Genomic DNA, 19,395 nt, shown 5'->3' with positions numbered 1-19,395 from the left:
GCCGGTGCCTACAGGAAGCGGCGGATCGGGGTGATCGACAGTTCCCTGGCGCGCTGGGTCAGGGAACGCCGGGCCCAGCGCGCGTGGTCGACCCGCTCGCTGCGGGCCAGGTCGTCGTCGAAGTGGGCGTCGAGCGTCGTGGTCAGGTCTTCGTCGATCACGGCGAGCATGACCTCCTCGTCGTGGTCGAGGGACCGCCGGTTGAAGTTCGTCGAGCCGAGCAGGGAGACCATCCCGTCCATGGTGATGATCTTGGTGTGCAGCATGGACGGCCGGTACTGGTGGATGCGCACGCCGCAGCCCAGGAGCGTCTCGTAGTTCCGCTGGCTCGCCAGGCGGCTCACGCGCTTGTCGGCGTGCGGACCCGGCAGCAGCAGGTCCACCTCGACGCCGCGGCCGGCCGTCTCGCACAGCAGGTCGATGAAGTAGGGATCGGGGGCGAAGTAGGCGGTGGCCACCCGCAGCCGCCGCTCCGCCAACTGGAGGACGACCCTGAAGAGGGTCTGCATGTCCTGCCAGCCGAGACTGGCCGACCCGCGCACGACCTGCACCACGGCGTCGCCCGCCGGGTCGTGTTCGCCGAAGCGGTCGCGGTCGTCGAACAGCACGTCGTCGACCTCGGCCCAGTTCTGGGCGAACGCGGCCGCGATGCCGTCCACCGCGGGTCCGCGCACCCGGAAGTGGCTGTCCCGCCACTCGTGCTCGTTGCGGGCGTCGCCGCACCATTCCTCGGCGATGCCGACTCCCCCGGTGAACGCCGTCCGCTCGTCCACGACGAGCACCTTGCGGTGGCAGCGGTGGTTCTGCTTGAACGGTGAGCGGGCGATGGGCTTGCGGAACCATCTGACCGTGACGCCCGCCCGGTCCATCTGGTCCAGAAGATCCCTTTCGATCTGCCAGCTGCCGATGCCGTCCAGGAGCAGGCGGACCCGCACCCCGGCGCGCGCACGGTCCGACAGCGCGTCGGCGAAGCGGCGGGCGATGTCCCCGCGCCAGTAGACGTAGGTCATCATGTCGATGGTGTGCCGGGCTCCGGCGATCTCGTCCAGCATCGCGGGGAAGATCGCATCCCCGTTGATCAGGGGGGTCACGGCGTTCCCCTCCGTCGCCGCCACGCCGATGAGCCGCTCCAGGGACCGGCGGATCCGGTGCGCGCGGTCTGCGGGGGGTGTCGCGGGGGTGCCGGGGGTGGTCTCGGGTTCCGCCGGTCGTTGCTGGGGGACGGTCATTCCGGCCTCTTCTCCTTACACTGCCGTCGACGACCAGCCCGTCCTCGCCGGACGCGCCGAGGATCCGAAGCCGATCGTTCGGCGGGGATTCGTCCCCCTGTCCGCGCGTTTCATGCCTGTCCGTACATCTGCCGAAATCGGTACGGTCGGATGATCTTCGTCGTTAGCGTGGTGCCATGAGCGGTGACGGGCTTTCCCAGGGGATCGGTCCTGCGGCGAAAATCGCGTTGCGGGGGGGGGCGGCGGCCGAGGACGACGAGGACGCCGCGGCCCTGTGGTGCTCGCGGCTGGCCGGGTTCGGGCTGGTCGAGGCGGCCAGGGACCACTTCCGCCCGGCCGCCGGGGCGGGCGACCTCGCCGCCGCCAAGTGCATGGTGTGGCTCGCCTGGGAAGCCGGCCTGGACGGCGACGCCCGGACGTGGCTCGACCGCGCCGCCCGGACCGGCGACCCGTGGGCCATGTTCGAGCTGGGGCGGTCCGTACAGGAGCCGGACGAGGCGGAGCGGTGGTACCGGCGCGCGGCCGAGGCCGGCGCCGGCATCGCGATGAACAACCTCGCCGTCCAGCACGTCCTGGAGGGGGAGCACGCGGAGGCCGAGCGGTGGTTCCGGCGTGCCGCCGACGCCGGGAACGTCGACGGGACGGCCAACCTGGGGCGCCTGAAGCTGGAGGCAGGCGATCTGCGGGACGCCGAGACCTGGCTGACCGCGGCGGTCGAGCAGGGGCACGGCGGCGCGGCGGAGCAACTCGCGTGCCTGCTGGCCGACGCGGGCCGGACGGAGGAGGCCGAGGTCTGGCGGGCGCGGTCGGCGGCCCGGCGATGATGATCCGGGTCGACCGCGACAGCGTCGCCATGGGGGAGGACGTCCGCCCCCATGACGAGACGATCGACCTGCCGGGCGAGACGTCCCTGGCCGACGTCGTGGCGCACCTGCTGGAGCGGCGGTTCCTCGCCTCGATCGCGAGCGGGAGGGCCACCTGGATCCTCGTCGGCGACCGGCCGCTGGCGGTCGTGGCGCAGCAGTGGGACGAGCCCCGCTTCCTCGTGGACGGGTCGCGGCCGATCCGCTCGTTCGGGGCCTGGGCCGGGGGCGTCTCCCTCAGGTTCCGGTACTGGAAGCAGCACACCCCCGACGGGGTCTTCGAGGAACTGGCCGCCGGACGCGAACCCGAGCGGTGAGCCGGCCGCGCCCGGGGCGGTCGGTAGCATCGGTGGAGCCTACGGGGAGGGCGCCGCATGCCGATCGAGAGCGAGCACCGTGCGTCCGACTCGCCGTACGTCGCTCGTGTCTGGCGCGGGCGCGCCGGCGGGGTGGAGAGCCTGACGTCGGTGGCGACATCGAACTGGGAGCTCGTCTTCTGGGAGTTCGAGGGCGCCGTGCACGCGGGCGTCCGGGGGCCGGAGACGGCGGCGTCGACCGTGACGGCGGCCGGTGACTCGGAGTCGCTCGGGATCACGTTCGCGCACGGGACGTCGATGCCGCATCTGCCGGTCGCCGGGCTCGTCGACGCCGAGAGGGAGAGCCCGTACGCCGACGGGCGCGTCTTCGTCCTGCGGGGCGAGGAATGGGAGATCCCCCGCTTCGACAGCGCGGAGGACCTCGTCGGCGGGCTCGTGCGCGCGGGCGTGGTCATCCGCGACCCGCTCGTGGACGAGGTCGTGCGGGGAGGGCCCGCCGGGGTCGGGTCCCGGTCGGTGGAGCGGCGCGTCGCGTCCTCGACGGGCCTGACGCAGGGCGCGATCCGGCAGATCGACCGGGCCCGCCACGCCGCGGTGCTGCTCGGGGAGGGCGTGCCGTCCCTGGAGGTCGTGCACCGGCTCGGCTACTACGACCAGCCGCACATGGCGAGGTCGCTGCGGCGGTTCATCGGCCGGACCGCGACGCAGCTGCGGCGGGACGCCGGGGGGCCGCTGTCGCTTCTGTACAAGATCGAGGGCGACGAGCGTTTCTAGGGTTGGGTCGCCGCGATCGACGCGGCCCGACACTGGAAGGGTGTGACCTGATGTTCGAGGGCACCGTCACCTCGCCCGACGGAACCGTCATCGCCTACAGCGCGTGGGGCGAGGGGGAGCCGATCGTCCTCATCGACGGCGCGACCGCCCACCGCGCCTCGACCCCCGAGAACGCGGCGGCGGCGGAACTGCTCGCCGGCCGGTTCCGGGTGATCAACTATGACCGGCGCGGCCGCGGGGAGAGCGGGGACACCGCCCCCTACGCGGTCGAGCGCGAGGTCGAGGACCTCACCGCGGTCATCGAGCGGGCGGGCGGGGGCCGCCCGGCGACGGTGTTCGCCTGGTCGTCCGGCGGGCACCTGGCGCTCAACGCGGCGCAGGCCGGGGCGCCCGTCGCGCGGATGGCGCTGTTCGAGCCGCCGGTCATCGCCGGCGGCGGCCACCCGCCGCTGCCGCCCCGCTACGTCGAGCGGCTCGACGCGGCCGTCGCCGACGGGCGGCCCGGGGACGCCGTGGCGCTGTTCCTGACCGCCGTCGCCGGGATGCCGGAGGACGCCGTCCGCGAGATGCGCGGCGCCGACTTCTGGCCGGCGCTGGAGGCGGTCGCCCCGACGATCGCCTACGACGGCCGCAACGTCGGGGACACCATGTCCGGCAGGCCGCTGCGCGCCGACCTGTGGGACAAGGTCGACGTGCCCGTCCTCGTGCTGTACGGCGAGGACACGTGGCCGCACCTCGCCGCGGGCGCGAAGGCGCTGGCGGACCACCTGCCGACCGCCACGCTGAAGGCGGTCCCGGGCGAGAACCACAGCACCACGCCCGACGTCCTCGCGTCCGTGCTGGGCGACTTCGCCGAGGGGGCCTGACATGGGGAAGATCGTCGTGACGGAGTTCATCTCCCTGGACGGCGTCGTCGAGGCCCCGGGCGGCGAGGACTTCAAGTACCCGGACTGGAGCTTCGCGTTCGACCGCGGCGAGGACGGCGAGCGGTTCAAGACCGACGAGGCGCTCGGGTCCGCCGCGCTGCTGCTGGGCCGCACCACCTACGAGGGCTTCGCCTCCGCGTGGCCGGAGTACGAGGGCGAGCTCGCCGACAAGTACAACACCATGCCGAAGTACGTCGTGTCCGGCACGCTTCGGGACCCCGGATGGACCAACACGTCGGTGCTCTCGGGCGACCTCGCCGGAGAGGTGTCCCGGCTCAGGCGCGACGTCGCCGGCGACATCTCCGTGCCCGGCAGCATCCGGCTCGTCCAGAGCCTGCTCGCGGGCGACCTGGTCGACGAGATCCGGCTCATGTGGTTCCCGGTGATCCTCGGCCACGGCCGCGGGCTCTGGGCGGCGACGCCCGACAAGAGCACGTGGACGCTCACCGAGTCGACGAGGTACGGCAAGGACTCCCTGGTCACCATCCATCAGCGGGTTCGCTGACCGGCGGCCGATCGTCGCGTTCCGGCCGCGTCACGTCGCCGGGCCATCCCCGTCGAGTGTGTCGACGTCGGCGGACGTGGCGCCGCCCGACAGGCGCGGGTAGCCGGGGCCCCGGTCGAAGAACGGGACGGGGCCTCGTCCGGCCCGCAGGCGGGCGCGCAGGGCCGCCGTCGCCCCCTCGTCCACGACGCCTTCGCTCAGGACCACGCCGTAGTCGTCGCGGGCGCCGTCCTCGGACACCTTGCCGTCGCGGACGTCGGCGGCCACCCGGGACGGTTCGCGGTTCAGGGGGTCGCCCCAGCCGCCGCCGCCGGTGGTGCGGATGCGGATGACCTGGCCGGCGCGGACGGGGTGGTCGTCCACCAGGCCGTCCATCTCCTCGCCGTCGATGTCGACGCGGAAGGGGCGTCCTGCGCGGCCGCCGTCGACGCCCCAGCAGGACAGGATCGAGCGGTCGGCGATCGACATGTAGCGGGCGTCGCGGAGCATGCGGATGTGCTTGTCGTAGCCGAGGCCGCCGCGGTGCTCCCCCGGGCCGCCGGAGTCGGTGGCGAGGCCGAGGCGTTCGACGATGAACGGCCAGCGCGCCTCGGCGAACTCGGCGGGGATGTTGCGGGAGTCGGGCACGACGTGGATGGTGTCCTCACCGTCGGCGTAGTAGCGGCCGCCGGAGCCGCCGCCCAGCACCTCGCGCATCAGGTACGGCCCGCGGTCGTCCTCGCCGTAGACGCCGGTGTAGCGGATCGTCTCCTGGTCGGCGGGCATCCGGCCGTTCGTGGCCTTGGCCAGGACGCCCGCGAGGACGCCCAGGAGCCGCAGGATCACGAACGTGCGGGCGTTGGTCGGGGCCGGGAAGACCGGCGTGAGGAGGGTCCCCTTCTCCGGGAAGCGCATCTCGATGAGGGGCACGACGCCCTCGTTGACGTCGAGTTCGGCGGCGCGCTCGGGGGTGTCGGCGAGGTTGCGCAGGACGGGCGCCAGCCACTTCTTCAGGAAGACGCCGCCCGCGTAGTCGCCCGCGTGGTTGATGGGGCCCTTGGCCTGGGGGGACGTCCCGGTGAAGTCGATGGTCAGCGGGACGGCCGCCGCCTTGTCGACGGTCAGCGTGATGCGCTGGGCGTGCAGCCGGGGCGGGTCCACGCCGTCGTGCTCGGCGTAGTCCTCCCAGACGAAGACGCCGTCGGGGATCTTGGCGAGCAGCTCGCGGCGGAACGTCTCGGTGGTGCGGTCGATGATCGCGTCGAAGCACGCCTCGACGTCCGCGCGGCCGTAGCGGGCGAACAGGTCGCCGAGGCGGCCGGCGCCCATCAGGCAGGCCGAGCACTCGGCGTCGAGGTCGCCGGCGAGGGAGTCGGGCATCCGCGAGTTGCGCGTCATGATCGTCAGCGCGGCCTCGTTGGGGACGCCCCGGTCCCACAGCTTGATCGGGGGGACCATCAGGCCCTCCTCGAACGCGCTGCGGGCGTGGCTCGGCATCGAGCCGGGGACGGCGCCGCCGATGTCGTCGTGGTGGCCGAACGCCTGGACGAACGCCACCACCTCGCCGGAGTGGAACACCGGGACGGTGACGCACAGGTCGGGCAGGTGGCCGATGCCGCCCTCCGACAGGTACACGTCGTTGTGGAAGAACACGTCGCCGGGGCGCATCGTCTCCGGCGGGAAGTCGCGCGCGACGGGCTGGACGAGCGCCGAGTAGGAGCGGCCGGTCAGCTTGCGGAGGCGGCGGTCGTGGATGCCGGCGCGGAAGTCGTGCGCGTCCCGGATCATCGGGGAGCGGGCCGTGCGGGCGATGGCCGTCTCGACCTCGCGCTCCACGGACGCGAGCGTCCCCTCGACGATCTCCAGCAGGATCGGGTCGGTCAGCGGGCCGGTCAGCGGGCCGGTCATCGCGTCACCACCAGGTTTCCGAAGCCGTCGAGCCGCGCGGTGAAGCCGGGGTGGAGCGGCAGCGTCGAGCCGAACTCCTCGATGACGGCCGGGCCCTCGACCGCGTCGCCGGGGGCGAGCTTCTCGCGCCGGTAGACGGGCGTCTCCGCCCAGGCGTCGAAGTACACGGCGCGGGCGCCGGTGCGGGCGCGCGACGGGTCGCCGTCGCCGGGCGGGCGCTCGGTGAGGCGGGGGCGCTCCATCGGGCCGATGCCGGAGACCCGCAGGTTGACCCATTCGACCGGATGGCGCGGGTCGTCCCGGTAGCAGTAGCCGTAGAGGGCCTCGTGCGCGTCGTGGAACCGGCGGACGACCTCGGTGCGGAACGCCTCGTCCGGCGGCCCGGCGGGCGCGGACACCCGCACCTCGAACGCCTGGCCGCAGTAGCGCAGGTCGGCGGACCGGGCGAAGCGGCGGCGGTCCTCGGCGAACCCCTCGCGGGCCAGGGCGGCGGCGGCCTCCGCCTCCAGCCCGGTGTAGACGCCGCCCAGCAGCGAAGGGTCGAGTTCGGCGTCGCGGACGACCCGCGTCCGCACGTAGTCGTTCTTCACGTCCACCGTGAGCAGCCCGAACGCCGACAGGTTGCCCGGGTTCTCCGGGACGACGGCGGCGGGCAGCCCGAGGACGTCGAGCAGCCGGCACGCGAGCAGCGGCCCCGACCCGCCGAACGCCACCAGGGGGTAGTCGCGGACGTCCAGGCCCCGCTTCACCGTGATCTGCCGGATCGCGTTGGCCTGGTTCCACGCGGAGATCTCCAGGATCCCGGCGGCGGCCCGTTCGAGCGTCAGCCCGAGGTCGTCGGCGAAAGCCCGCAGGCCGGTGCGGGCGGCGCCGACGTCCAGGGGGACCTCGCCGCCGAGCAGGTGCGGCGGGATCCGGCCGAGGACGGCGTGCGCGTCGGTCACGGTGGGCTCCGCGCCGCCCCGCCCGTAGCAGAGCGGGCCGGGGTCGGCGCCCGCGCTGCGCGGCCCGACCTTCGGCGCGCCCTCCGGCGACCGCCAGGCGACCGACCCGCCGCCCGCGCCGACCGTCACGATGTCGATCATGGGGATCTTCACCGGGTGCCGCCCGATCGAACCCTCGGTCGTGAGGGTCGGCTCGCCGTCCAGGACGACCGCGACATCGGTGGACGTCCCGCCGCCGTCCAGCGTCACGACGGAGCCGTGCCCACTGTGGGAGACGACGAACGCGGCGCCGAGCGCGCCCGCCGCCGGGCCCGACAGCACCGTCGTGATGGGCTGCCGCGCGACCTCCTCCGCCGACAGCACGCCGCCGTTGCTCTTCATCACCAGCAGCCGGGACGCGGTGCGCTCGGTGATCCGCGACAGGTAGCCGTTCATCGCGGGCTTCACGGCGGCGTCCACGAGCGTCGTCACCGACCGCTCGTACTCGCGGTACTCGCGCAGCACCTCGCACGACAGCGACACGACCGCGCCGGGGTGCTCGCGGCGCAGGACGTCCCGCATCGCCAGCTCGTGCGACGGGTCGGCGTAGGAGTGCAGGAAGCACACCCCGATCGCGAGGATGCCCTGGTCGCGGAACCAGCGGGCCGCCGCGACCGCCGACGCCTCGTCGAACGGGCGGATCTCCGCGCCGGTGTGGTCCAGCCGCCCGCCGACCGCCCGAACCCGGTGCACGGGGACGATCCGGGGCGGCTTCACCCAGAAGTAGCTGTTGCCGTAGCCGTCCGGGACGCTCTGCCGCGCGATCTCCAGGATCGACTCGAAGCCCTCGGTGGTGACGAGGCCGAGGCCGTCGACCCGGTCCTCCAGGAGCCGGTTCGTCGCGACCGTCGTCCCGTGCGACAGGGCCGCGACGTCCTCCGGCCCGGCGCCGAGCAGGCCGAGCACCTTGCCGACCCCGTACGCGAACCCCTCGGCGGGGTCGGCGGGCGTCGACGGGGTCTTGGTAGTGACCACGCCGCCGTCCTCGTCCAGCGCGACGACGTCGGTGAACGTCCCGCCCGTGTCGATCCCGATCCGCAGCCGCCTCGCCATACGCAAGGGTCTACCGGACGGCGCCCACCTGCGAAACCGTCGCAATCTGCCAACGGCCGCGTCGTTCTTTCGTGGGAGCGCATAGGGCTAGGCTGAGCCTTTCCCATCAGACGACCATCACGACGACACCGCTGGAGCCCATCCATGGCGCTTGAACGCCCCGAGGTCGACTTCCCCGAGGGACAGCCGCCCGAGTACCTCGACATCACCGACATCACCGAGGGCGACGGCCCCGAGGCCGTCAAGGGCTCGACCGTGTCGATGCACTACGTGGGCGTGTCGTGGTCCACCGGCGAGGAGTTCGACGCCTCCTGGAACCGGGGCTCGACGCTCGACTTCCAGCTCGGCTCCGGCCGCGTCATCAAGGGCTGGGACATGGGCATCCAGGGCATGAAGGTCGGCGGGCGCCGCAAGCTCGTCATCCCGCCGCACCTCGCCTACGGCGACCGCAGCCCCAGCCCGGCGATCAAGCCGGGCGAGACGCTCATCTTCGTCGTCGACCTGGTCGCGGTCGGCTGACGCCACCGGCCGGGGCACGACGGCGGGCGATCCGCGGGCCGGGAACGGCCCCGGGCGCCCGCCGTCGCCGTCCCCAGGCCGGTGACGCGGGTGTCGCGGACGCGGCCCAGCGAGAGCGGCCCAGCGAGAGCGGCTCAGCGGGAGCGGCGGCCGAGGAGGTGGCCGAGCGCGACGCCGGCGAGGGCGACCGCCCCGCCGGCGGCGAACGCCGCCACCATCGGCCAGGCCGCGGACGCGCGCTCGCGCTCCGGCGCCGCCCGCCCCGCGTAGACCGCGCCGCCCCCTGCCGGGGCGCCCTCCGCCGGGACGCCGTCCGCTGCGGGCCCGGCCGCCTCGGGAGGAGCGCAGAGGTCGCGTTCGACGGCGGCGAAGAACTCGCCGGCGGTGCGCCTGGCGACGCTGCCCAGCATCCGCTGCCCGACCCCGCCGACCATCCCGCCGACGACCGCGTCCGCGTCGTAGTCGATGCGGGTCGCGCCGCCGCCGTCCGAGAGCCGGACGCGGACGGTCGCGTCGACCGTGCCGGGCGCGCCCTGGCCGCGCGCCCGCAGCACGAACGAGCGCGGCGGGTCGGGTTCGGCCAGTTCGACCTGGCCCACGTAGGTGCCCTGGATGGAGGCGACGCCCGCGGTGACCGTCATGCGGTACGTGCCCGGCCCCGTCTCCTCCAGGGAGCGGCACCCGGGGATCGTCCTGGCGAGGACGGCCGGGTCCTGGAGCGCGTCCCACACGCGGTCGAGCGGCGCGGCGACGCCGGCACTGCCGTTCAGCTGCATGACCCGACTGTAGAGAACGCCGCCGCCGCGCCGAACGGCAACATCTGCCGAGTACACGCCGATGATTGGGCAGATGCACCCCGGCGGCCCCTGGAAATGGTCAGATATGTCCGGCAGGTTCCGGACGGAGGCGAACCCCGGCCGCCACCTGCGCGTCAACCGATGCGAGATCTACAACCGAACTGAACGGAGAACGCGGCCGATGCGAGGGAAGACGCCCGTGATCGCCATGGTTGCCGCCGGCGTGTTCGGCGTGGCCGCGGGCGGCTGGCCCGTCGTGGCCGCCCAGGCCGGCGACTCGGGCCCGTCCATGCGGACGCAGCTCGCCTCGGTGCTCGGCGACCGGACGTGGGCCACGCCCAAGCCCGGCTCGTGGACGATGCCGAAGCCCGCCCCCAACGGGCTCCCCCTGGTCATCAACCGCATCGAGACCCAGGAGCGGGTCGTCTTCCTCACCATCGACGACGGCTACACCTACGACTCGGAGTTCGTGGACCTCGTCCGCAAGGAGGGGGTCCCGATCATGACGTTCCTGACGTCGACCTACATCAAGGGCCAGGGCCAGTACTTCTGGGCGATGCGCAACGCGGGCTCGCCGATGGAGAACCACACGATCAGCCACCCCAACATGGCGACGCTCGGCGCCGAGGCGCAGAAGAAGGAGATCTGCGGCGCGTCGGACGCGATCGAGAAGCAGTACGGCCGCCGCCCCGGGATCTTCCGCCCGCCGTTCGGCAGCTTCAACCAGACCACCCTGCAGGTCGCGAAGGACTGCGGCATCAAGTCGGTGATGCTGTGGTCGGCGGAGTTCTACAACGGGACGTCCGGCCCCGGCGTCGGGTACAACGGGTTCGCGCGCGGCGACGGCGGCAAGGGGTTCAAGCCCGGCGACATCATCCTGATGCACTACCGCAAGGGTCTCGCGCAGGAACTGCGGATGATCCTCGGCTGGATCCGGCAGGCCGGCTTCCGGCCCGCCGCCGTGGAGAACTACCTGCCGGCGTCGCTCGGCGGGAACGTCCGCGAGAAGCCCGCACACGGGTGATTTCCGACCTTCCCGGAGGAATCCCGGTTAAGCCGAAGGCCCGAGTGGACCTTCACTAGGGTCGACACGCTGGCGGGACCGAGGTCCCCCGCTTCCCGAGCCGGTCCCGCCAGCGTCAGCTGGCCCGCACTCCTTCCCGGACGCGCAGCGACCGGTCGCGCGCGGCGCGCTCGCGGAGGGTGTAGAGCCCGTCCGGGGAGAGCGGCATCGCGTCGACCCGGACGCCCTCCGCGTCCTCCACGGCCGACGCGATCACCGCCGACACCGGGATGACGCCCGCCTCCCCCGCGCCCTTGATGCCGAGCGGGTTCAGCGGCGACGGCGTCTCCAGGTGATCGGTCTCGATGTGCGGGATCTCCGTCGCGTACGGCATCAGGAAGTCCATGAAGGACGCGTTCAGCAGCTGCCCCGACTCGTCGTAGACCATCCGCTCGTACAGCGCGCCGCCGACGCCCTGCGCGACACCGCCGTGGATCTGCCCCTCGACGACCATCGGATTGATGAGCCGGCCGCAGTCGTGGACGACCGCGTACCGCAGGATCGCGATCTCCGCGGTGTCCGGGTCGACCTCCACGATCGCCGCGTGCGCCCCGGCCGCGAACGTCGACCGGACGGGCGAGTAGTAGTCGCGCCCCTCCAGGCCCGGCTCGTCCCCGGACGCGACCGGCGGCTCCGTCACCGGGCGGCCGACCGCGAACTGCGTCGCCGCCGCGGCCTCCGCGTCGAACGCGTACCGCAGCGGGTTCGACAGCACCGCGACCGTCCGGAGCGGGACGGACGACGACCGGTCGCCGCGCACGTGCACGACCCCGTCGGTGATGTCCAGGTCGTCCGGGTCGGCCTCCAGGGCCTCGGCCGCGATGCGCAGCGCCTTGCCGCGGACCTTCCGGCAGGCCAGCGCGATCGCGTTGCCGCTCATCACGGCGGCGCGGGACGCGAACGTCCCGACCGCGTACCCGAACCGCCGCGTGTCGCCGGTGGTGACCCGCACGTCCTCGATCGGGACGCCCAGCTCCTCGGCGGCGATCTGCGCGAACACCGTCTCGTGGCCCTGCCCCTGCGAGGTGAGGCCGGTCGACACGTGCACCCGCCCGGCGGTGTCGATCTCGACGTGCCCGCCCTCGTACGGGCCGACGCCCGTCCCCTCCACGTAGACGCCGAGGCCGATGCCGACGCGGCGGCCCCGGGACTCGGCGGCGGCGCGCTCGGCCTCGAACCCGTCCCAGCCGATCAGCTCCCGCGCCTTGCGGAGCAGCTCCGGGTAGTCGCCCGAGTCGTAGATCAGCGGGCGGCCGTCCTGGAACGTGAGGCCCTGGTCGTAGGGGAACTCGTCGGGCTGGATGAAGTTCGCGGCGCGCACGTCGGCGCGGTCGGCGCCGAGGTGGCGGGCGATGCGGTCCATCGTCCGCTCCATGCAGAACACGCCCTGCGGGCGGCCCGCGCCCCGGTACGGGGTGACGATCAGCGTGTTGGTGTAGAGGCTGACGACCTCCGCCCGGTACGCGCCGATCTTGTACGGGCCGAGGAGCTGGGTGGAGGTGACGATCGGGATGATGATCCCGTACGGGGTGTAGGCGCCGTGGTCGTGCCGGATCCGCACGTCCAGGCCGAGGACGCGGCCCTCGTCGTCGAACCCGACCCGGACGTCCTGGAGCTGGCCGCGCTCGTGGGCGGCGGAGACGAAGTGCTCGCGCCGGTCCTCGGTCCACTTGATCTCGCGGTCCAGCAGCCGCGCCGCCCACGGGACGAGGATCTCCTCCGGCCACGGGTGGACGATCTTGACGCCGAAGCCGCCGCCGACGTCCGGCGCGACCACCTCGACCTTGCCGTTCGGCAGCCCGAGCCGCGCGGCGATCGCGGCCCGCACGCTGGTGGACGCCTGCGTGGAGGAGTACACGCGCAGCGACCCGTCGTCGGCGTCCCACCGCGCGTACACGCCGCGCCCCTCCAGCGGCATGGACGCGCTGCGCTCGATCGACAGGCCGAACTCCAGCACGTGCGGCGCCGACTCGATCGCGGCGCGCGCGTCCCCGTTCTCCTGGACGAGGACGGCCCCCACGTTGCCGGGCACGTCGTCATGGACGAGGTGCTCCGCCCGCGCCGCCTCCTCGATCCCGACGACGGCGGGCAGCGGCTCGTACTCGACGCGGATATGCTCGGCGGCGTCCTCGGCCAGGTAGCGGTCGCGGGCGACGACCATCGCGACGGGCTCGCCGACGTGCCGGACGACGTCGCGGGCGAGCGGGAGGCCGGTGCGGCCGTGCGTCAGCGCCGGGTGCGGGATGAGCAGCGGCAGCGGCTCGCCGATCCGTCCGGGCAGGTCCTCGTAGGTGTAGATCGCGACGAGGCCGTCCACGTCCAGCGCTCCGGACACGTCGATGTCGGCGATCCGGGCGTGCGCGTGCGGCGACCGGACGAACGCCGCCGCCAGGGCGTGCCGCCCGAGGTCGTCGAGGTAGCGGCCCCGGCCGGTGGTGAGCCGGGCGTCCTCGCGCCGCTCGACCCGTTCACCGAAGACGCGCGTCCCCATCAGCCCTCCCCTTCGTCGGCGGACAGAGCGAGCAGGTCGGCGGCGCGGTGCACCGACTTGACGATGTTCTGGTACCCGGTGCAGCGGCACAGGTTCCCGGAGATCCCTTCGAGGACCTGGTCCTCGGTCGGGCGCGGCGTCTCCCGCAGCAGCGCCGTGACCGTGCAGAGGAACCCGGGCGTGCAGAACCCGCACTGCAGCCCGTGGCATTCGCGGAACGCGCGCTGGACGGGCGACGGCGTCCCATCCTCGGCGGCGAGCCCCTCCACGGTGGTGACGTCGTGGCCGGCGGCGGTGACGGCGAGCATCAGGCACGACCGCACCGGCTCCCCGTCCAGCAGGACGGTGCAGCAGCCGCAGACGCCGTGCTCGCAGCCGACGTGGGTGCCGGTGAGCCCGAGGTCGTGCCGGAGCAGGTCGGACAGCAGCCGCCTCGCCGGGACGCGGGCCGTGCGGTGCGTCCCGTTGACGGTCAGCGCGACCTCGAAGCCGTCCTCCATCAGTCCTCCGCCTTCCGCAGCGCACCTGTCCGTCGCAGAGCCCGAGCCGCCGCCGCGCGCAGGGCGCGCTCGGTGAGCACGCCGGTCAGGTGCCGCCGGTACGCGGCGCCGGCGTGGATGTCGGGTTCGGGGTCGATCCGCTCGCGGACGTAGGCGGCGGCCGCCGCCCAGTCGCCGCCCGGCCCGGCCGCGCCGGCCAGGTCGAGGACGAGCGGCGTCGCGGCGATGCCGAGGTACCCGCCGCGGGCCGCCGACACCCGCAGGTCCTCGTCGAGGGTGACGACGGCGGCGACCCCGGCGAGCGCGTAGTCGCCGTGCCGCCGGGCCGTCTCGGTGAACGCGGTGCCGGTGCGGGGCGGCGCGGCCGGGAAGAACGCGGAGACGGCCAGCTCGCCGGGCCGCAGCGCCGATTCGAGGGGGCCGGCGAAGAACTCGGCGGCCGGGATCGTGCGGCGGCCCGCCGCCGACGCCGTGTCGACCGTCCCGCCGAGGACGGCCAGCACGGCGGGCAGCTCGGCGGCCGGGTCGGCGTGCGCGAGGCTCCCGACGACCGTGCCCCGGTTCCGGATGACGGGGTGCGCGACGTGCCGGAGCGCCTGCCCGAGCAGCGGCTGCACGGCCGCCGCCTCCGCCGAGCGCTCCACCCGCGCGTGCCGGGCGAGCGCGCCGACCCGCACGCCGCCGTCCCCAGCGTGCAGGGTGTCCAGTCCGGCGACCCGGTTGATGTCGACGAGGTCGGACGGCGCGGCGAGCCGCATGTTCAGCAGCGGGATGAGGCTCTGCCCGCCCGCGAGGACCTTGCCGCCCGGCGCGGCGGCGAGGGCGTCGAGCGCCTCGCCGACCGTGCCGGGGGCGTGGTAGCCGAACGGGGGCGGTTTCACGTGTCAGCCCGCATCCGGGTGCGGGGACGGGCGGACCGGGCCGCCGATCTCCTCCTCGGACGGCGCGATGGATCCGCCGCCCGAGTCGTCCGGGCGGCGCAGCGCGTTCAGGACGTGGTAGCCGAGCAGGACGGCGATGGTGCCGAGCGCGATGCCCTGCAGCGGGAAGTCGTCGGTGACCTGGAGCGTCACGTTCCCGATCGCGAGGATGATCGCGGCGGCCACCGGGACGAGGTTGACCGGGTCGGCGAAGTCCACCCGGTTCTCGATCCAGATCTTCGCGCCGAGCAGCCCGATCATCCCGTACAGGACGACGGTGATGCCGCCGAGCACGCCGCCGGGCGTCGCGGCGACGAGCGCGCCGAACTTCGGGCACAGCCCGAACAGGATCGCCACGGCCGCGGCGACGTAGTACGCGGCGGTCGAGTAGATCCGGGTCGCGGCCATGACGCCGATGTTCTCGGCGTAGGTCGTGGTGGGCGAGCCGCCGACCGCGCTGGCGAGGGTGGTGCCGATGCCGTCCGCGGCGATGGCGCGGCCGAGGACGGGGTCCAGGTCGTCGCCGGTCATCGCGGACACCGCCTTCACGTGCCCGGTGTTCTCCGCGATCAGCGCGATGACCGCCGGCAGCGCCAGCAGGATCGCCGACGTCTTGAAGTCGGGCCCGTGCAGGCTGGGGAACCCGAACCAGTCGGCGCCCTTCACGCTCGTGAAGTCGACCCGGTCGTGCGGGAACGCGGTGGCGACGCAGTACGGGCCCTCCGCCGTGCACGCCTTGCCCGCCCCGTCGAGGAGGTTCTGCCCCGGCAGGACCGACGTGATCGTTCCCGCCGTCTTGTCGAGAATCCACGAAAGGACGAACCCGAACACCAGCGCCAGCAGGATCGTGATCCGCGCCCAGAACCCGCGCAGCAGCACCGCGCACAGCACCGCGAAGGCGAGCGTGGCGAGCGCGACCCACTGGTCCTGCGGCCAGTAGACGGTGGCGACCACCGGGGCCAGGTTGAACCCGATGAGCATGACGACGGCGCCGGTCACCACCGGCGGGAACACCCGGTGGACGAGATCGCCGCCCGCGAAGTGGATCAGCACCCCGACCAGCGCGAGCACCACGCCCGCGACGAGGATCGCGCCGGTCACGGTGGCGCTGTCGCCGCCCGCCGCCCGGATCGCCGCGACCGCGCCGACGAACGACGCGCTGGTGCCGAGGTAGCTCGGCACCCGGCCGCCGACGATCAGCAGGAACAGGATCGTCGCGACCCCGGACATCATGATCGCCAGGTTGGGGTCCAGGCCCATCACCACGGGGAAGACGAACGTCGCCCCGAACATCGCCACCACGTGCTGCGCGCCGATGCCGGCGGTGCGCGGCCACGACAGCCGCTCGTCCGGTCTGACGACCTCCCCGGGCGGCGGCGTCCGTCCGTCGCCGTGCAGCTTCCAGCCGATCACCATCGGGGTTCCTCCTGCTCAGCCGACCGCGTCATGCGGGCAAGGTAGATCTACCCCGATGGCCGGGCATCGGCGACTTCTGCCAAAGCCCGCGCCGCCGATTGGGAGCGGCGGCCGGTGCGCGAACCCCCTGCACTCCTTGCACTACGATCAGATACCACGCATGCGCAGAACGTGAAGGGCGAGGGTGAGGTTGAGGCGGAGATGCGCGTCCTCGGTGAAGGCCCCGAGCATCCGTTCCAGCTTCCCGATGCGGTACCGCAGCGTGTTGTAGTGGAAGTGGAGCCGGCGGGCCGTCTCCGCGACGTTGAGGTTGGTCTCCAGCAGCACCTGCAGGGTGCGGCGCAGGTCGACCAGCTCCGGCTCGTCGTCGGCCGCGAGGTCGCCGAGCGTCTCCCGGACGAACGCGTGCAGCTCACCCGGGTCCGACACCAGGCTGAGCAGCCGGTACACGCCGAGCTGGTCGAAGTGCGCCCGCGCGCCCGGGCCGTTGAGCTGGCGCCCGACCCGGACGGCCTTGCCCGCCTGCTCGTACGCCTCGGGCAGCGCCGCCGGGGACGCCACCGTCCGGCTGATGCCGGTGGAGAACGTCCGCCGCACCGGCAGGTGCTCGGCGAAGATCGACGAGGCCTCCTTGACCATCGCCTGCACCGGCCCGGCCGCCCACTCGGCGGGGTCCTCGCCGTCCGCGCCGACGACCGCGACGACCTCGTGCGCGAAGCTCGCGACGGCCGCGCCCCGGTCGTGCCGGCGGACGGCCGTCGTCCACGCGGCGGCGAGCCGCTCCTGCGCCGACCGCTCCTCGGCGCCGCGGCCCCTGCCGTCGGCGTCGGCGCCCTTCCCGCGGCCCTTGCCGTCCGGCTCGGGGCCGCCGCCGGGGCCGGCGCCGCGCGGGCGCCCGTCCAGCTCGGCGACGACCACCATCATCGGGCGGTCGAGGTCCCAGCCGAACCCGCCGCAGTGCGCGACGACCCGGTCGTCCGCCCCGGCGCGCCCGGCGAGGATGTCGCGCAGGAAGTCGGCGCGGTACTTGCTCTCCACCGCCGCGACCGCCTGCTGCTTGGTCACCACGAGCGCGGCGACGGTCGCGGCGCGCTCCAGGATGCCGAGGTCGGTGCCGCGCAGCGTGCCGGCGGGGCTGAACGCGACGATCCGGCCGTGGTCGAAGCCGCCCGCCATCACGGGCACGACCAGGTGGTCGCCGGTGCCGTGCGCGCCGATGATGCCGCAGCCGCCGCGCCCGCAGGCCGCGTGCCGGCCCGCGTCGAACGCGCGCATCGCCTGGACGTGCTCGTCCGGCCCGGCGCCGGCGAGCACGCGCTGCTCGCCGTCCAGCACCACGACCGCCACGTCCAGAAGGGTCGCGACCTCGTCCACGACCTCCTGGAGGCCGCCGCCGCACAGCACGATCTGCACGAGCGCGCGGTGCACCTCCTCGGTGCGGGCGAGGACGGCCGCCTGCCGGTTCAGGATGTCGGTCAGGACCTGGTTCAGGATGTCGTCGAAGCCGACGTCGTTCGGGAGCAGGATCAGGGGGAAGCCGAGCCGGTCGGCCTGCGCGATCATCTCGGCGGGGAGCGAGTCCAGATAGCGGCCCAGTTTGATGGCCAGGGCCGCGAGGCCGCGCTCGTCCAGGTCGGCGACCAGGTTGCCGAGCGACTGGGGGGTGTTGCGGAGGGGGTAGCCGGTGGTGAGGAGCAGCTCGTTCTGTTTGACCCACGACAGGATGTCGGGGACCTCCATCACGTTGAGCCGCTGGACGACGCGGTCGAGGCCCGCGCGGCCGGCGATGAGGCGGGCGCCGTTCAGGGTGCTGACGCCGAGGACCTCGCCCACCGACAGGCCGTAGGTCAGTGTTCCGGTACTCGCGAGCCGCAGGGCCGGTGGGCCCGGGTCCGCAGTGGTGTAGCTCATGCCAGGGGTCACCTCGCTTTTGGTGCGTTCATCGCCAGTGACGATGTGATCGCTACCGGTTCCTGATCAAAAATGACAACAAAGACGAACGATGACAACCATTCTTGGCAGCTTTCTCCATACGTCCGGTGCGGGGCCCGTTCTACCGTCGTCGCGGAGGCCGGGCCGCCCGCGTGCCGGGCGGCCGCCGACACCGGCCTCGGGAGGCTCCGTGACTGCCCTCGTCCGCGACCCGATCCGGCTCCCGGCCAGGCCGCGGCGGCGGCCGCCGGTCGCCGGGGCCGCGAGCCTCGCGCTGCGGCCGCTGCTCGATCCGCCGCGCCGCGCGGCGCGCGTCATCGCCGTGTTCCCGGCGGCGCTGTACCTGGAGATGCGGGGCGGCCCCGAACCGCGGGTGCTCGCCGTCGTCACCTCCGACGCGGGCCGGCTGCCGAACGCGGTGGTGGTCGTCGCGACGCGCCGCGAGCATCCGTTCCGGTCGGTCCGCGAGGGCGGGGACGCCTTCGTGGGCGAGGGCCGGGTGGAGGCGGACGGGCTGAGCGTGCGCGTCCGCCGCTGGTGGGACCCGTCGCCGGCGCTCGGCGCGCTGCAGCCGGCCGCGCTCGGCCGCGGCGTCCGCGCCCTGGAGGACGAGCTGGCCGCGGCCGGCGCGCTCACCGCCGCCGGCCCGGCGCGCGGCGGCCTCGACGGCCATCCGGACCCGGCGGCGCTCGCCGAGGCGTGCGCGGCCGGCGACCTCGCGGGCGCGGTGGAGGCGGCCGAGCGGATCGTGGGCCTCGGCCCGGGGCTGACGCCGTCCGGTGACGACATCCTGTGCGGCCTGCTCGTGTCGCTGCGGCTGCTCGGCGGCGCCGTCCGGCACGGCGAGGCCGCGGTGCGGCTGGCCGGCTGGCTCGGCGCGGCCGTCACCGCCGACGCCGGCACCCGGACGACGGCGCTGGCCGCGACGCTGCTGCACTGCGCGGCCGCGGGCGGCGCGGGCGCCGAGGTCGCGGCCGTGCTGCGGTTCGTCGCGGGCCACGAGCCTCCCGGCGGCGCGGGACAGGGCGCCGTGCGGCGGTTGCTGTCGGTGGGGCACACGTCGGGCACCGATCTGGCGCACGGCGTCCTCAGCGGGTGCCGCGCCGCGCTCGCCCTGTCCGCCGCCAATGCGCGGAGCGCGCCGAGGGTGACTGCATGAGCGCAGCGAACCGGGGGGTGTGGGGGGTCGCCCCCCACAGGAGGCACGCATGAGCGCAGCG

General features: G+C 73.9%; 17 protein-coding genes. 8 read left to right on the top strand and 9 right to left on the bottom strand.

The window, feature by feature from the left end; genetic code table 11:
- Positions 1–8 precede the first annotated feature (8 nt).
- A complete protein-coding gene (locus tag SM611_RS24825) occupies positions 9–1,229 on the bottom strand; it encodes a phospholipase D-like domain-containing protein (RefSeq protein WP_371952310.1) in 1,221 nt (406 codons plus the stop codon).
- Between the two features lie 176 nt (positions 1,230–1,405).
- Here SM611_RS24825 and SM611_RS24820 point away from each other — a divergent pair, with 176 nt between their 5' ends.
- The 5 genes from SM611_RS24820 to SM611_RS24800 are packed head-to-tail and all read left to right on the top strand — an operon-like array spanning position 1,406 to position 4,614.
- Entirely contained in the window at positions 1,406–2,053 is a 648-nt protein-coding gene (locus SM611_RS24820; RefSeq protein WP_371952309.1) for a tetratricopeptide repeat protein, read from the top strand.
- The gene (locus tag SM611_RS24815; protein WP_371952308.1) at positions 2,050–2,409 is read left to right on the top strand and encodes a hypothetical protein; all 360 of its coding nucleotides are present in this window, start codon (positions 2,050–2,052) and stop codon (positions 2,407–2,409) included. Before SM611_RS24820 ends, SM611_RS24815 begins: the two co-directional genes overlap by 4 nt.
- A 57-nt stretch (positions 2,410–2,466) precedes the next feature.
- The gene (locus SM611_RS24810) at positions 2,467–3,183 is read left to right on the top strand and encodes an AraC family transcriptional regulator (RefSeq protein WP_371952307.1); all 717 of its coding nucleotides are present in this window, start codon (positions 2,467–2,469) and stop codon (positions 3,181–3,183) included.
- Positions 3,184–3,233: 50 nt separating this feature from the next.
- Complete coding sequence (locus SM611_RS24805; RefSeq protein ID WP_371952306.1) at positions 3,234–4,049, top strand: alpha/beta fold hydrolase; 816 nt, start codon at positions 3,234–3,236, stop codon at positions 4,047–4,049.
- 1 nt (position 4,050) lies between these two features.
- Complete coding sequence (locus SM611_RS24800) at positions 4,051–4,614, top strand: dihydrofolate reductase family protein (protein WP_371952305.1); 564 nt, start codon at positions 4,051–4,053, stop codon at positions 4,612–4,614.
- A 30-nt stretch (positions 4,615–4,644) separates the two neighbouring features.
- Here SM611_RS24800 and SM611_RS24795 read toward each other — a convergent pair whose 3' ends face one another.
- Together SM611_RS24795 and SM611_RS24790 are read right to left on the bottom strand one after the other, a co-directional pair.
- Positions 4,645–6,501, bottom strand: coding sequence for a hydantoinase B/oxoprolinase family protein (locus tag SM611_RS24795; RefSeq protein ID WP_371952304.1), 1,857 nt, complete (start codon positions 6,499–6,501; stop codon positions 4,645–4,647).
- Entirely contained in the window at positions 6,498–8,537 is a 2,040-nt protein-coding gene (locus SM611_RS24790) for a hydantoinase/oxoprolinase family protein (protein WP_371952303.1), read from the bottom strand. Before SM611_RS24790 ends, SM611_RS24795 begins: the two co-directional genes overlap by 4 nt.
- 144 nt (positions 8,538–8,681) lie before the next feature.
- Between SM611_RS24790 and SM611_RS24785 the strand changes: the two genes are divergently transcribed.
- A complete protein-coding gene (locus SM611_RS24785; protein WP_371952302.1) occupies positions 8,682–9,056 on the top strand; it encodes an FKBP-type peptidyl-prolyl cis-trans isomerase in 375 nt (124 codons plus the stop codon).
- Between the two features lie 134 nt (positions 9,057–9,190).
- Here the strand turns inward: SM611_RS24785 and SM611_RS24780 are convergent, their stop codons facing one another.
- Complete coding sequence (locus tag SM611_RS24780) at positions 9,191–9,832, bottom strand: SRPBCC family protein (RefSeq protein ID WP_371952301.1); 642 nt, start codon at positions 9,830–9,832, stop codon at positions 9,191–9,193.
- Between the two features lie 229 nt (positions 9,833–10,061).
- Here SM611_RS24780 and SM611_RS24775 point away from each other — a divergent pair, with 229 nt between their 5' ends.
- The gene (locus SM611_RS24775; protein WP_371952419.1) at positions 10,062–10,877 is read left to right on the top strand and encodes a polysaccharide deacetylase family protein; all 816 of its coding nucleotides are present in this window, start codon (positions 10,062–10,064) and stop codon (positions 10,875–10,877) included.
- A 115-nt stretch (positions 10,878–10,992) separates the two neighbouring features.
- Here SM611_RS24775 and cutA read toward each other — a convergent pair whose 3' ends face one another.
- The 5 genes from cutA to SM611_RS24750 form a co-directional block, all read right to left on the bottom strand.
- Entirely contained in the window at positions 10,993–13,407 is a 2,415-nt protein-coding gene (cutA, locus tag SM611_RS24770) for an aerobic carbon-monoxide dehydrogenase large subunit (protein ID WP_371952300.1), read from the bottom strand.
- A complete protein-coding gene (locus SM611_RS24765) occupies positions 13,407–13,907 on the bottom strand; it encodes a (2Fe-2S)-binding protein (RefSeq protein ID WP_371952299.1) in 501 nt (166 codons plus the stop codon). The genes cutA and SM611_RS24765 overlap by 1 nt, the downstream gene beginning before the upstream one ends.
- Complete coding sequence (locus SM611_RS24760) at positions 13,907–14,788, bottom strand: FAD binding domain-containing protein (RefSeq protein WP_371952298.1); 882 nt, start codon at positions 14,786–14,788, stop codon at positions 13,907–13,909. The genes SM611_RS24765 and SM611_RS24760 overlap by 1 nt, the downstream gene beginning before the upstream one ends.
- A 3-nt stretch (positions 14,789–14,791) precedes the next feature.
- The gene (locus SM611_RS24755; protein WP_371952297.1) at positions 14,792–16,243 is read right to left on the bottom strand and encodes a uracil-xanthine permease family protein; all 1,452 of its coding nucleotides are present in this window, start codon (positions 16,241–16,243) and stop codon (positions 14,792–14,794) included.
- A gap of 147 nt (positions 16,244–16,390) precedes the next feature.
- Positions 16,391–18,154 carry a PucR family transcriptional regulator gene (locus SM611_RS24750; protein WP_371952296.1) on the bottom strand — a complete coding sequence of 588 codons (1,764 nt, stop codon included), beginning with the start codon at positions 18,152–18,154 and terminating at the stop codon, positions 16,391–16,393.
- A gap of 211 nt (positions 18,155–18,365) precedes the next feature.
- Here SM611_RS24750 and SM611_RS24745 point away from each other — a divergent pair, with 211 nt between their 5' ends.
- Positions 18,366–19,334 (top strand): oxamate carbamoyltransferase subunit AllH family protein, encoded by a 969-nt coding sequence (locus SM611_RS24745; protein ID WP_371952295.1) that lies wholly within the window; start codon positions 18,366–18,368, stop codon positions 19,332–19,334.
- Positions 19,335–19,395: the final 61 nt, after the last annotated feature.

Origin of the sequence: Actinomadura monticuli (assembly GCF_041463655.1) — a bacterium.
In the GTDB taxonomy this organism is placed as follows: Bacteria; Actinomycetota; Actinomycetes; order Streptosporangiales; family Streptosporangiaceae; genus Spirillospora; species Spirillospora monticuli.
The sequence above is the reverse complement of the archived record's forward strand: the minus strand, read 5'-3'. Positions and strand labels throughout refer to the sequence as shown.